Annotated in this window: 12 protein-coding genes; all 12 read left to right on the top strand. The window is 68.1% G+C overall.

The features are described from left to right. Positions 1–47: 47 nt before the first annotated feature. Positions 48–311: a phosphoribosyl-ATP diphosphatase gene (locus HII28_RS01550; RefSeq protein ID WP_170023804.1), complete on the top strand. Its 264-nt coding sequence runs from the start codon at positions 48–50 to the stop codon at positions 309–311. A 49-nt stretch (positions 312–360) separates the two neighbouring features. Next, complete coding sequence (hisG, locus tag HII28_RS01545; protein WP_170023803.1) at positions 361–1218, top strand: ATP phosphoribosyltransferase; 858 nt, start codon at positions 361–363, stop codon at positions 1216–1218. 19 nt (positions 1219–1237) lie between these two features. Then, complete coding sequence (gene hisF / locus HII28_RS01540) at positions 1238–2002, top strand: imidazole glycerol phosphate synthase subunit HisF (RefSeq protein WP_170023802.1); 765 nt, start codon at positions 1238–1240, stop codon at positions 2000–2002. A 104-nt stretch (positions 2003–2106) separates the two neighbouring features. Further along, positions 2107–2475 (top strand): phosphoribosyl-AMP cyclohydrolase, encoded by a 369-nt coding sequence (hisI, locus tag HII28_RS01535; protein ID WP_346769312.1) that lies wholly within the window; start codon positions 2107–2109, stop codon positions 2473–2475. Further along, positions 2472–4019, top strand: coding sequence for an anthranilate synthase component I (locus HII28_RS01530; protein WP_170023801.1), 1548 nt, complete (start codon positions 2472–2474; stop codon positions 4017–4019). Before hisI ends, HII28_RS01530 begins: the two co-directional genes overlap by 4 nt. Before the next feature lie 2 nt (positions 4020–4021). Then, positions 4022–4798: a Trp biosynthesis-associated membrane protein gene (locus HII28_RS01525; protein WP_170023800.1), complete on the top strand. Its 777-nt coding sequence runs from the start codon at positions 4022–4024 to the stop codon at positions 4796–4798. 39 nt (positions 4799–4837) lie between these two features. After that, positions 4838–5068: a DUF6704 family protein gene (locus HII28_RS01520; RefSeq protein ID WP_170023799.1), complete on the top strand. Its 231-nt coding sequence runs from the start codon at positions 4838–4840 to the stop codon at positions 5066–5068. An 8-nt stretch (positions 5069–5076) separates the two neighbouring features. Next, entirely contained in the window at positions 5077–5847 is a 771-nt protein-coding gene (gene trpC, locus HII28_RS01515) for an indole-3-glycerol phosphate synthase TrpC (protein ID WP_170025898.1), read from the top strand. A 59-nt stretch (positions 5848–5906) separates the two neighbouring features. Next, positions 5907–7118 carry a tryptophan synthase subunit beta gene (gene trpB / locus HII28_RS01510; protein ID WP_170023798.1) on the top strand — a complete coding sequence of 404 codons (1212 nt, stop codon included), beginning with the start codon at positions 5907–5909 and terminating at the stop codon, positions 7116–7118. Continuing rightward, positions 7115–7915 (top strand): tryptophan synthase subunit alpha, encoded by an 801-nt coding sequence (gene trpA / locus HII28_RS01505; protein WP_170023796.1) that lies wholly within the window; start codon positions 7115–7117, stop codon positions 7913–7915. The genes trpB and trpA overlap by 4 nt, the downstream gene beginning before the upstream one ends. Before the next feature lie 178 nt (positions 7916–8093). Next, a complete protein-coding gene (gene lgt / locus HII28_RS01500) occupies positions 8094–9086 on the top strand; it encodes a prolipoprotein diacylglyceryl transferase (RefSeq protein ID WP_170023794.1) in 993 nt (330 codons plus the stop codon). Positions 9087–9220: 134 nt separating this feature from the next. Next, positions 9221–13798, top strand: a complete 4578-nt coding sequence (gene gltB / locus HII28_RS01495) for a glutamate synthase large subunit (protein WP_170023792.1) — start codon at positions 9221–9223, stop codon at positions 13796–13798. Positions 13799–13829 lie beyond the last annotated feature (31 nt).

Genomic DNA, 13829 nt, shown 5'->3' with positions numbered 1-13829 from the left:
GAGGCGATGGAGCGTTTGAGGAGCGCAAGCTCCGCTAGCCTTGACGAGTGAAGACTTTCGACGAACTGTTCGCCGAACTGACGTCCAAGGCCGAGACCCGTCCCGCGGGGTCCGGCACGGTGCGCGAGCTCGACGCGGGCATCCATGCCATCGGGAAGAAGATCGTCGAAGAGGCCGCCGAGGTGTGGATGGCTGCAGAATTCCAGAGCGACGACGAGACCTCCGAGGAGATCTCGCAGCTGCTCTACCACCTGCAGGTGCTGATGCTCGCGAAGGGCCTCACGCTGCAGGACGTCTACCGACATCTGTGACGACGACATCGACATCCGTTCGTCCGCAGACCCCAGGAAGACCAGCCGCATGCTGAAGATCGCCGTGCCCAACAAGGGCTCGCTCTCCGAAACCGCCGCCCAGATGCTCGCCGAGGCGGGCTACACGGGTCGCAAAGACCCCAAGGAACTCATCGTCGCCGACCCGGCGAACGACGTGGAGTTCTTCTACCTCCGCCCGCGTGACATCGCGACCTATGTCGGAAGCGGCGCCCTCGACGTGGGCATCACCGGTCGCGACCTGTTGCTCGACTCCGGTTCGCCTGCGCGCGAGATCGACGAGCTCGGGTTTGCGGCCTCCACGTTCCGGTTCGCCGGTCCCGCCGGCCGGTTCACCGACGTGAAAGAGCTCGAGGGCCTTCGCGTCGCGACCAGCTACGACGGACTGGTCGGCGCCTGGCTCCGCGAGGCAGGGGTGAACGTGACGCTCGTGCGCCTCGACGGCGCCGTGGAATCCGCGGTGCGCCTCGGAGTGGCGGATGCCGTCGCCGACGTCGTCGAGACAGGCTCGACCCTCCGCAAGCAGGGCCTCGACATCTTCGGCCCGGTGATCCTTCAGTCGCAGGCGGTGCTCATCGCGGCGCCGGACGGACAGGGCGATGCGGAGCCGGCATCCGGGCAGGCCACCCTGCACCGCCGCCTGCAGGGCGTCATGGTCGCCAGGCAGTACGTGCTGATCGACTACGACCTTCCTTCGCACCTGATCGAGAAGGCCGTCGCTCTCACCCCGGGTGTCGAGTCGCCGACGATCTCGCCGCTGCGCGACTCCGGATGGGTCGCCGTTCGGGCCATGGTGCCGCGCACCTCGACGAACCGCATCATGGACGACCTGTACGAGCTGGGTGCTCGCGCGATCCTGGTGACGCCCATCCACGCGGCGCGGCTCTGACGAAGGGCGGGCGACAGACATGACTCTCGCGATCCGCGTCATCCCGTGCCTCGACGTGGCGAACGGCCGCGTCGTCAAGGGCATCAACTTCCTGAACCTCAGGGATGCCGGCGATCCCGTCGAACTCGCCGCGCGCTACTACGAGCAGGGCGCCGACGAGCTCACGTTCCTCGACGTCACGGCCACGGTGGAAGGGCGTGCCACCACTTACGACGTCGTGCGCCGCACGGCGGAACAGGTGTTCATCCCGCTCACGGTCGGCGGGGGAGTGCGCTCCACCGATGACGTCGCCCGGCTCCTCGCCAGCGGCGCAGACAAGGTCGGCGTGAACAGCGCGGCGATCGCCCGCCCCGCCCTGCTCGGCGAGATCGCCGATCGGTTCGGCGCTCAGGTGCTCGTGCTCTCGCTCGACGTCAAGCGCTCACAGCGCACCGCCTCCGGCTTCGTCGTGACGACCCACGGCGGACGCACCGAGACCGAACTTGATGCCCTCGCCTGGGCCGCGCAGGCCGTCGAACTCGGGGCCGGCGAGCTTCTCGTCAACTCGATCGATGCCGACGGAACGAAACAGGGCTTCGACCTGGAGCTCGTCAGGAGGATGCGCGAGGTGAGCACCGTGCCGGTCATCGCGTCCGGCGGCGCCGGATCCGTCGAGCATTTCGCGCCTGCAGTCGAAGCGGGAGCGGATGCCGTGCTGGCCGCGAGCGTGTTCCACGACGGGCTCATGACCATCGGCGACGTGAAGAATGCCCTGCTCGATGCGGGCGAGGAGGTTCGACGGTGAGTGCAGCGGAGAGCGGAACGGGCCAGAACCCCGGCACAGCGGATGCGAACACGATCGGCAGCACCGACCCGAGCGGCGCGCTCTCGCGGGACGATGCATCCGGCATCCTCGATCGCGTGCGGTTCGACGACAAAGGACTCCTCACCGCCGTGATCCAGCAGTGGGACAGCAAAGAGGTGCTCATGGTCGGCTGGATGGACCGCGAGGCGTTCCTCCGCACGATGACCGAGGGCCGCGTAACGTTCTGGTCGCGCTCCCGCCAGGAGTACTGGCGCAAGGGCGACACGTCGGGTCACGCGCAGTACGTGCGCGGGGCGGCACTCGACTGCGATGGCGACACGCTGCTCGTGCGGGTCGAGCAGATCGGCGCCGCCTGCCACACCGGAACCCGCACCTGCTTCGACGCCGACCAGTTGCACCCCGTCGAGATCGACGTCCCGTCGCTCGTCTCATCATCCGAAGGCGACGCATGAGCCAGCCGGGCACGACTACCCGCGAGCAGTTCGACGAACTCGTCGGATCCCGACGCGTCATCCCGGTGACGCGCGAACTCTTCGCAGACGGCGAGACGCCCGTCGGCATCTATCGCAAGCTCGCCGCCGCGAAACCCGGCACGTTCCTGCTCGAGTCGGCCGAGCAGGGCGGCATCTTCTCGCGCTACTCCTTCGTCGGCGTCGCATCGTTCGGCGTGCTCACCCAGCACGGCGACCGTTCCGTCTGGCTGGACTACGGTCTGCCTGCCGACCGTGCATTCGGAGCGGATGCCGCTCCCGACCTCGCCGACACCCCTTCCCTCGACCTGCTGGCGCGCCTGTACGAACGCTGGCGTTCCGAGCCGGTGGAGGGCATGCCGCCGCTCACCGGCGGCCTCGTCGGATTCATCGGCTGGGAAGCAGTTCGACAGCTGGAGCGGCTCCCGGATCAGCCGCCGGCGGACTTCGACGTTCCGGGTCAGGCCCTCTGCTTCGTTGCGGACCTGGTCTCGGTCGACCACCGTTTCGGCACGGTGCGACTCATCGCGAACGCGCTCGTCGACGACGCGACGCAGCCGGATGCCGAAGCCCTCTGGTCCGATGCCCAGGCCCGTCTCGACCGGATGCAGGCCGGCTTGTCCCGGCCGGCGGAGGCGCATCTGGAGTCGGCGGACTTCACCGTCGTGCCCGACGCAGCCTCGCGCACGAGACGCGAGGACTTCCTGGCGTCGGTCGACACGGCGAAGGAGCACATCCGCGCCGGTGACGTCTTCCAGGTCGTGATCTCGCAACGGTTCGAGCTGCCGACGGATGCGGATCCGCTCGACGTGTACCGCGTGCTGCGCAGCCTCAACCCGAGCCCGTACATGTACCTGCTCACGCTGGAGCGTTCCGGCGGGGCGCCCTACACCGTGGTCGGCTCATCGCCGGAGGCGCTCGTCAAGGTGCAGGACAGGCGCGCGTACACGCATCCGATCGCCGGATCCCGGCCGCGGGGAGCGACTCCCGAGGAGGACGCCGAGCTCGAGACGGAGCTGCTCGCCGACGAGAAGGAGCGCGCGGAGCATCTGATGCTCGTCGACCTCGCCCGCAACGACCTCGCACGGGTATGCGTCGCCGGCACGGTCGAGGTCACCGAATTCATGCGGGTCGAGCGGTTCAGCCACATCATGCACATCGTCTCCTCGGTCGAGGGCGACCTCCTCGAGGAGTCGACGGCCATCGACGTGTTCCGCTCGACGTTCCCGGCCGGCACGCTCTCCGGCGCACCGAAGCCGCGCGCGCTGGAGATCATCGACGAGCTCGAGCCGGCCCAGCGCGGCGTCTACGGGGGAGTGGTCGGCTACTTCGGGTTCGGCGGCGACGCCGACCTCGCCATCGCCATCCGCACGGCGACGATCATGGACGGCATCGCGCGCGTGCAGGCCGGCGGCGGCCTCGTGGCCGATTCCGTTCCCGTGAGCGAGTTCATCGAGTCGCAGAACAAGGCGGCTGCACCGCTGCGTGCCGTCGCCATCGCGAACGCGCTGGAACGCGTGGTCTGATCGTGGAAACCTCATCGCGCCGCACGGGCTCACGCATCAAGTACTCGGTCATCCTGGTAGCCGTCCTGGCGAGCGCTCTCGTGCTGACCGCATCGACTCAGACGTGGTACACGCTCCACCTCACCGCGGCATCCGGGCACTCCGGCACGCTCACGGTGTCCGGAGCGGATGCCGCGCCCGCGATCGCGGCACTCTCCCTCGCCGGTGTCGCGTTCGGCGGCGCCCTCGCCCTCGCCGGCCGGGTGCTGCGGTACGTGCTGGCCGTTCTCGGGATCGTGCTGGCCGCCAGCATCATCGGATCGGTGGCATCGGCCATGGTCGATCCCGCCGCCACCGGCATTACGGTCGTGACGAAGGCGACCGGCATCGCAGGAGACGCTGGCGTGCGCGCCGTGATCGCCGGTGCGGATGCCACTGCCTGGCCCGCCGTCGCGCTCGTCGCCGGCATCGTTCTCGCCCTGGCCGCGATCGCCGCTGCCGTCACCGCGCACCGCTGGCCGACCGCGTCCCGTCGGTACGGTGCGACGCAGGATGCCTCGGCGCCGATCCATCAGGACGACTCGGCTGCGAACGCCGAGGACGACGACCAGCTGTCAGCCGCGGATCAGCGTGCGCGGGCCAGGGACGCGGCCATCGACGACTGGGACGAGCTCAGCCGGGGCGACGACCCGACGGATACCGACGATCCGGCCGCCGACGATCCGGCGGCCGGAGAGGCAGAAGTCGACGCATCTGAAGCCGATGGCGAGGCCGACGGCGGCACCCCGCCCGTTCGATAGAATGGGAACAATCCCCACCCCCAGAGCGAAAAGAGAGTCATGAGCGCTGAGTCCTCGGATCCGGGCCACGGTCACTCGCCGGCCGCATGGACGGCCGTCATCATCATGCTGATCGGCGTCATCGTCGGCACGTTCGCCTTCTGGTTCGAGCAGCCGTGGGTCGTCGTCGGGTCCGCCGTCGTCGTGATCATCGGACCGATCGTCGGCGGCATCATGGCCAGGGCCGGCTACGGCGTGAAGGGCCCCAAGTACCAGCCGAAGGGCCACTGAGCTCCGTGTTGCTCGCTGAACTCGTCGGCGGGTCCGTCGAGGATGCCCGCGCCAGGGCCCTCGAGTCGCCCATCGACGACGTGATGGCCGCTGCGGCCGCCGCGGCGCCGGCGATCGACGCGTTGTCGGCGCTCGCGCCTGTGGACCGCGTCAAGATCATCGCAGAAGTCAAGCGCGCGAGCCCGTCGCGCGGACGCCTTGCCGACATCCCGGATCCCGCTGCACTGGCATCCGTGTACGAGCAGGCCGGTGCCAGCGCGATCAGCGTACTGACGGAGCAGCGCCAGTTCTTCGGGTCGTTGGACGACCTCAGGGCCGTCCGTGCGGCCGTCGGCATCCCTGTGCTGCGCAAGGACTTCATCGCGGACCCGTACCAGGTGTACGAGGCGCGAGCCGCCGGAGCCGACATCGTGCTGCTCATCGTGGCCGCACTCGACCAGCCGACGCTGGTGGCGCTGCACGACCTGGCCACCGAGCTCGGCATGGCCGCTCTGGTCGAGACGCATTCGGCTGACGAGGTGTCGAGGGCACTCGACGCCGGCGCGTCGCTCGTGGGGGTGAACGCCCGCGACCTCGACACGTTCGAGCTCGACCGCGACCTCTTCGGAACGCTCGCCGACCGCATCCCGTCCGGTGTCACGCGCGTCGCCGAGTCGGCGGTGCTCGGCCCGGCCGACGTCGCGCACTACCGCGAGGCGGGTGCAGACGTCGTGCTGGTAGGCGAAGCGCTCGTCACGGGCGATCCGATGGCCAGGCTCGCCGAATTCCTTGCGGTCTGACAAGAACCCGTACGTTCCGTGCCGGTTGTGAAGACCGGCCCATCCTCCAGGAAGTGACCATGGCCCTACGCGACCAGAGCGGTCCCGACTTCGGCGACTACGGCGGCAGGTACATGCCGGAGTCGCTCATCGCCACGCTCGACGAGTTGTCAGCAGAGTACGAAGCTGCCCAGCAGGATCCCGGCTTCGCCGAGGAGCTCGCCCGCCTGCACGCCACGTACACCGGTCGTCCGTCGATCATCACCGAGGTTCCGCGGTTCGCGGAGCACGCCGGCGGCGCGCGCATCATCCTCAAGCGCGAGGATCTCAACCACACGGGCTCGCACAAGATCAACAACGTGCTCGGCCAGGCGCTGCTCGTTCGCAGACTCGGCAAGACCCGGCTCATCGCCGAGACCGGAGCCGGCCAGCACGGTGTCGCCACGGCAACGGCGGCCGCTCTCTTCGGCATGTCGTGCACCATCTACATGGGTGAGGTCGACACGAAGCGCCAGGCGCTCAATGTGGCCCGCATGCGCCTTCTCGGCGCAGAGGTCGTGCCGGTCAAGACCGGTTCGCGCACGCTGAAGGATGCCATCAACGAGGCCTTCCGAGACTGGGTCGCCAACGCGGACACCACGCACTACCTGCTCGGCACGGTGAACGGTCCGCATCCGTTCCCGACGATGGTGCGCAACTTCCACAAGGTGATCGGCGAGGAGGCCCGCCAGCAGGTCCTCGACCTCACCGGACGCCTTCCTGACGCCGTCGCCGCGTGCGTCGGAGGCGGATCCAACGCGATCGGCATCTTCCACGCCTTCCTCGACGATCCAGACGTGCAGCTGTACGGCTTCGAGCCGGGCGGCCACGGCATCGAGACCGGAGAGCACGGCGCGACGCTCAGCGAGGGGACCCCTGGAATCCTGCACGGCACCAAGACGTATGTGCTGCAGGACGAAGACGGTCAGACCATGGAGTCGCATTCGATCTCGGCCGGCCTCGACTATCCGGGCGTCGGACCCGAGCACGCCTGGCTGCGCGACATCGGACGCGCCAGCTACCTGCCGATCACCGACGACCAAGCGATGCAGGCGTTCCGGCTGCTCAGTCGCACCGAAGGCATCCTCCCGGCGATCGAGTCGTCGCACGCCCTGGCGGGCGCGATCGACCTCGGAAAGCGGCTCGGACCGGACGCCGTCATCCTGGTGAACCTGTCCGGTCGCGGCGACAAGGACGTGCAGACGGCCGGCGCATACTTCGACCTTCTCGACGAGAACGGAAACCAGACATGAGCGACGCCACGGTCCTCGCGCACGCGGAGACGGCGATCCACGCGGCGAAGGCCGCACGCGGTGGCGCCCTCGTCGGCTACCTGCCGATCGGATTCCCCGACCTCGGCACGAGCATCGACGCCGCAGTCGCCATGGCCGAGAACGGAGCCGACGTGCTCGAGCTCGGCCTGCCGTACTCCGACCCGGTCATGGACGGTCCGGTCATCCAGGCGGCGACGCAGCAGGCCCTGCACGCCGGATTCCGGGTTCGCGACGTCTTCACGGCCGTGCGGGAGATCCGCTCGAGGGTGGACGTGCCGGCACTCGTCATGACCTACTGGAACCCTGTCGTGCAGTTCGGGCTCGACCGGTTCGCCGATGAGCTCGCCGCCGCCGGCGGGAGCGGACTGATCACGCCCGACGTCACGCCGGACTCGGCAGCGGACTGGATCGCCGCCAGCGATCGTGCCGGCCTCGACCGGGTGTTCCTGGCCGCTCCCACCTCGAGCGACGAGCGGCTGCGGATGGCGGCGGACTCCTCGCGCGGATTCGTCTACGCCGTGTCGACCATGGGCATCACGGGGGAGCGGTCCGATGTGGATGCGGCGGCCCGCACGCTCGTCTCGCGGCTCCGCACCGTCGACGCGCAGACGGTCTGCGTCGGCATCGGCATCTCGAACGGCGACCAGGTCCGCGAGGTCGTCGGGTATGCCGACGGTGCCATCGTGGGAACTGCGCTGGTCCGCGCGCTCGGCGAGGGCGGAGTGGCCGGCGTCATCGACGCCACGAAGGACCTCGCCGCCGGCATCGCCGGCTGAGAATGACCACAGGGACCGGCGTCCCGGCTGCGCGAGATCGGTCGTTCACGATCCTGGCGCGACCGGCTCGACTGAGCCTCTTCTCCTAAGCTCCTAGACTATGTTGGCCGAGGCCGTGGCCTCAGCATGACGTCGAGACGGATGACGCCCGTCGTCCGAACGAAAGGGAACCCGACAGGTGATCGCACCGCTCAGCATTCCGAGCCCGCCGCCGTCCTGGCAGTCGATCCCGATCGACCTGTTCGGGTTGCACTGGGACATCAAGACGTATGCGCTGATCATCCTGGTCGGCATCATCGTCGCAACGCTCTGGACGTCGCGCCGCCTCACCAAGCGCGGGGGCGAGCCCGGGGTCGTCATCGATTTCCTCATCTGGGCCGTCGTGCTCGGGCTCCTGGGTGCACGGCTCTACCACGTGTTCACGCATCCGGACGACTACTTCTACCCCGGTGCCAACCCATGGCGCATCTTCTTCATCTGGGAGGGCGGCAACGCCATCTTCGGCTCGCTGATCGGCGGCGGCATCGGCGCCTGGATCGCGAGCCGTCAGACCGGCGTACGCTTCCTCTCCTTCGCGGATGCCCTCGCCCCCGGCCTCCTTCTCGCCCAGGCCATCGGCCGCCTCGGCAACTACGTCAACCACGAGCTGTACGGACTTCCGACCGATCTGCCCTGGGGTCTCCAGATCGAGAGCACGAACACGGCGTTCCCGACGGGACTTCCGGACGGCACCCTGTTCCAGCCGCTCTTCCTCTACGAGATCATCTGGAACGTGGTGGGCGTCCTGGTGCTCATCGCGCTGGAGAAGCGCTTCCAGTGGCGGTGGGGCAAGATGTTCGCCGGCTATCTGATGTGGTACGGCCTGGGCCGCAGCTACCTCGAGTCCATCCGCATCGACCCGAGCGAGTACTCGTTCCTCGGCATCCCGTTCAACGTGTGGGCCGCCATCCTCGCCTTCGTGCTCGGCATCGTGCTCTTCATCGTGCAGTCCAGGCGGCACCCCGGCCTCGAGCTCAGCGTGTACCGCCCCGGCCGCGAATGGAAGAAAGGCGACGCTGCGGTAGACTCGTTCGACACCGATCCGGACGACGAGGGCAACGACGAAGACGACGCCTCGAACGACAGCGGATCGGCTGAAGCCAAGGCCGCAGCCACAAGCTCTGCCGGCTGATTCCAGGCACTAACGGCGAACCCGGCAGTTCACTTGTCGTGCATCCGACCTCACAGGGCGGACAGCACGGAACACTTTCCCTGTCCACGGGCCGACGTCGTCCCGCACCCTTCATCGATGTGAGGACGGTACCCATGGCGCAGCGCCCCCCGTTTTCCCGGTTCAGTACCGTGCCCGACGCTCAAGGTCTCTACGACCCGAGCGCCGAGCGCGACGCCTGCGGTCTGGCCATGGTCACGACGCTGCGCGGAACGGCCGGGCACGACATCATCGACCACGCGCTGAACGCGCTGCGGCACCTCGAGCACCGTGGCGCCGTCGGCTCGGACGCGGGCACCGGTGACGGTGCTGGCATCCTCACGCAGATCCCCGACGCCTTCCTGCGCGCGGTCGCCGAGTTCGACCTTCCCGCCGTCGGACGCTACGCCGTCGGCAACGCGTTCCTGCCGATCGACGAGTCGGAGCGCACTCCCGTCAAGGCAGCGATCGAGAAGATCGCCGACGAAGAGGGTCTCCGCGTCCTCGGCTGGCGCCCGGTCCCTGTGCGCCCTGACGAGGTCGGCAACCTCGCGCGGCAGGCGATGCCGGCGATCGAGCAGCTGTACGTCGACTCGGAGCGCACGGGCGAGAACGGCGCACCGCTGTCGGGCATAGCGCTCGATCGGCTCACGTTCCGCCTCCGCAAGCGCGTGGAACGCGAACTCGACGTGTACTTCGCATCGCTGTCTGCGCGCACTCTCGTCTACAAGGGCATGGTCACGACGCTCCAGCTGGAGCCGTTCTATCCCGACCTGTCTGACGAGCGATTCGCGTCCAAGCTCGCGCTCGTGCACTCGCGATACTCCACCAACACGTTCCCGTCGTGGCCGCTCGCGCAACCGTTCCGCATGATCGCGCACAACGGCGAGATCAACACGGTGCAGGGCAACCGCAACTGGATGCGCGCGCGCCAGACCCAGCTGCACAGCGACCTGCTCGGCAACCTTCGCCCGCTGTATCCGATCGTCACACCGGGGGCGAGCGACTCCGCGTCCTTCGACGAGGTCGTCGAGCTACTCACGCTGAGCGGCCGCTCCCTGCCGCACGCCGTCATGATGATGGTCCCTGAGGCGTGGGAGAAGCAGACGGAGATCGACCCGGCGCGCCGGGCGTTCTACGAGTACCACTCGATGCTCATGGAGCCGTGGGACGGACCGGCCGCGCTCGTGTTCACCGACGGTTCCCTCGTCGGTGCGACGCTCGACCGCAACGGTCTGCGTCCCGGCCGCTACCTCGTCACCGACGATGGACTCGTCGTACTCGGCAGCGAGACGGGCGTGCTCGACATCGACCCCAGCCGGGTCGTCCGCAAGGGCCGTCTGCGCCCGGGCAAGATGTTCCTCGTGGACACCGTCGAGGGCAGGCTCATCGAGGACGACGAGATCAAGGCGTCCCTCGCGTCTGCGGAGCCGTACGGCGAGTGGCTGGATGCCGGGCGCATCCACCTCAAAGACCTCCCGGAGCGCGAGCACATCGTGCACACGCCGGCCTCGGTGACCCGACGTCAGCGCACGTTCGGGTACACGGAGGAGGAGGTGCGGATCCTTCTCTCGCCCATGGCGAAGACCGGGGCAGAGCCGATCGGTGCGATGGGATCCGACACGGCGATCGCCGTGCTGGCCACCAAGCCGCGCCTCCTGTTCGACTACTTCACGCAGCAGTTCGCGCAGGTCACGAACCCGCCGCTGGACTCGATCCGCGAAGAGGTCGTCACCTCCCTCAGCCTCGGCCTCGGCCCAGAGCTCAACCTGCTCGAACCCGGCCCGGAGCACACGCGCCAGGTCGTGCTCGACTTCCCGGTGATCGACAACGACGAGCTGGCCAAGATCCAGCACATCGACCCGCGGCCCGGGCATTCCACGACGGTGACCATCCACGGCCTCTACCGCTTCGATGCGGGCAAGGATGCCATGGAGCGCCGCCTCGAGGCCATGTGCGAGGAGGTCAGCCAGGCCATCGCCGACGGTGCGAAGTTCATCGTGCTGAGCGACCGCGACTCCAACAAGGACCTGGCGCCGATCCCGTCGCTGCTCATGCTGTCCGCCGTGCACCACCACCTCATCCGCACCGAGAACCGACTCAAGGTCGGTCTGGTCGTCGAGGCCGGTGACGTGCGGGAGGTGCACCACGTCGCCCTGCTGATCGGCTACGGTGCGAGCGCGGTCAACCCGTACCTCGCCATGGAGACGTGCGAGGACCTCGTGCGCAGCGGCATGATCACCGGCATCTCCAGCGAGAAGGCCGTGAAGAACCTGATCAAGGCGCTCGGCAAGGGCGTGCTGAAGATCATGTCGAAGATGGGCATCTCCACCGTTTCGTCGTATGCGGGCGCCCAGGCCTTCGAGGCCGTCGGCCTCGCGCAGGACTTCGTCGACCAGTACTTCACGGGAACCTCCTCGAAGCTCGGCGGCGTCGGCATCGACGTCATCTCCGCCGAGAACCTGGCACGGCACCTGTCCGCGTATCCCGAAGAGGGCGCAGTACTGGCTCACGAGCGGATGTCCACGGGAGGCGAGTATCAGTGGCGTCGCGACGGCGCTCCCCACCTCTTCAGCCCTGACACGGTGTTCCGTCTACAGCACTCGACACGCAACCGTCGGTACGACATCTTCCGCGAGTACACGGATCTCGTCGACGACCAGGCCGAGCAGCTCATGACGCTGCGTGGCATGTTCTCGCTGCGCACCGACGTTCGGCCGCCCGTACCGATCGAGGAGGTCGAGTCGGTCTCCTCGATTGCGAAGCGGTTCTCGACCGGTGCGATGAGCTACGGATCCATCTCCCGGGAGGCGCACGAGACGCTGGCCGTCGCGATGAACCGCCTGGGAGCGAAGTCCAACACGGGCGAGGGCGGCGAGGACATCGACCGCCTTCTCGATCCGGAGCGGCGCAGCGCCATCAAGCAGGTCGCGTCCGGCCGGTTCGGCGTGACGAGCATGTACCTCACGCACGCGACGGATCTGCAGATCAAGCTCGCGCAGGGCGCCAAGCCGGGCGAGGGCGGACAGCTGCCACCGGCGAAGGTGTATCCGTGGGTGGCCCGCACCCGCCACGCGACCGCCGGTGTCGGACTCATCTCGCCCCCGCCGCACCACGACATCTATTCGATCGAAGACCTCAAGCAGCTCATCTACGACCTGAAGCGAGCGAACCCGCAGGCTCGCGTGCACGTCAAGCTCGTGAGCGAGACGGGCATCGGCGCTGTGGCGGCCGGTACCGCGAAGGCGCTGGCCGACGTCATCCTCGTCTCCGGTCACGACGGCGGAACGGGCGCCAGCCCGCTCAACTCGCTCAAGCACGCGGGAACGCCGTGGGAGCTCGGCCTGGCGGAGACGCAGCAGACGCTCATGCTCAACGGCATGCGCGACCGCGTCGTCGTTCAGGTCGACGGACAGCTGAAGACCGGACGCGACGTCATCGTCGGTGCCCTGCTCGGCGCAGAGGAGTTCGGCTTCGCCACCGCTCCGCTCGTCGTCTCCGGATGCGTCATGATGCGCGTCTGCCATCTGGACACGTGTCCGGTGGGTGTCGCAACGCAGAACCCTGTGCTCCGCAGCCGTTTCACCGGCAAGCCGGAGTTCGTCGTCACCTTCTTCGAGTTCATCGCCGAGCAGGTGCGCGAGTACCTGGCGGCTCTCGGATTCCGTTCCATCGAGGAAGCTGTCGGTCACGTCGAGATGCTCGACGTCGACCGTGCCATCGAGCACTGGAAGGCGTCCGGCCTCGACCTGGATCCGGTGCTGCACGGACCCGTCTTCGACGAGGACGCTCCGCGCAGGAACCGCCGGTCGCAGGACCACGAACTCGAGAAGCACTTCGACAACCAGCTCATCGAGAAGGCTGCCGACGTGCTCGACCACGGGGGCAGCATCGAGCTGTCGCTGCCGATCCGCAACACGGAGCGCGCGGTCGGCACGATGCTCGGCCACGAGGTCACCCTGCGTCACGGCGAGCACGGACTGCCCGCTGGATCGATCGACGTGACCCTCACCGGATCCGCCGGCCAGTCCTTCGGTGCATTCCTGCCGGGCGGCATCACGCTGCGCCTGGAGGGCGACTCGAACGACTATGTCGGCAAGGGTCTCTCCGGCGGACGGATCGTGGTGCGTCCCGACCGCTCGAGCGTGTTCCCTGCCGAACGGAACGTCATCGCCGGCAACGTGATCGGCTACGGCGCGACGCAGGGCAGCATGTTCATCCGCGGCACGGTCGGCGAACGGTTCCTCGTGCGCAACTCCGGTGCGACGGCGGTCGTCGAAGGCGTGGGAGATCACGCCCTCGAGTACATGACCGGTGGTCTGGCGCTGATTCTCGGCACGACGGGCCGCAACCTCGGAGCAGGCATGTCAGGTGGAACCGCCTACATCCTCGACCTGCGCGAAGAACGGGTGAACCGCGAGTCTCTGGCGAGCGGCGAGCTGGAGCTCTCCGCCCTCGGCAGCGGCGACATCGAGATCGTGCGCGACCTGCTCGAACAGCACGTCGCGGAGACCGACTCTGTCGTTGCGAAGGGGCTGCTGGCCGACTCCGAGACGGCATCCGCCCGCTTCACCAAGGTGCTGCCGCGTGACTACGCGGCGGTGCTCGAAACCCGCAAGAACGCTGTCGACGAGGGACTCGACCCCGACGGCGACATCGTGTGGAACCGCATCATGGAGGTGACCGGCGGATGAGTCTGTCTGACCCGAAGGGCTTCCTGCCCTG

The organism is Planctomonas sp. JC2975 (assembly GCF_012985205.1).
Taxonomy (GTDB): Bacteria; Actinomycetota; Actinomycetes; order Actinomycetales; family Microbacteriaceae; genus Humibacter.
This window is presented reverse-complemented; position numbering and strand designations above follow the sequence as displayed.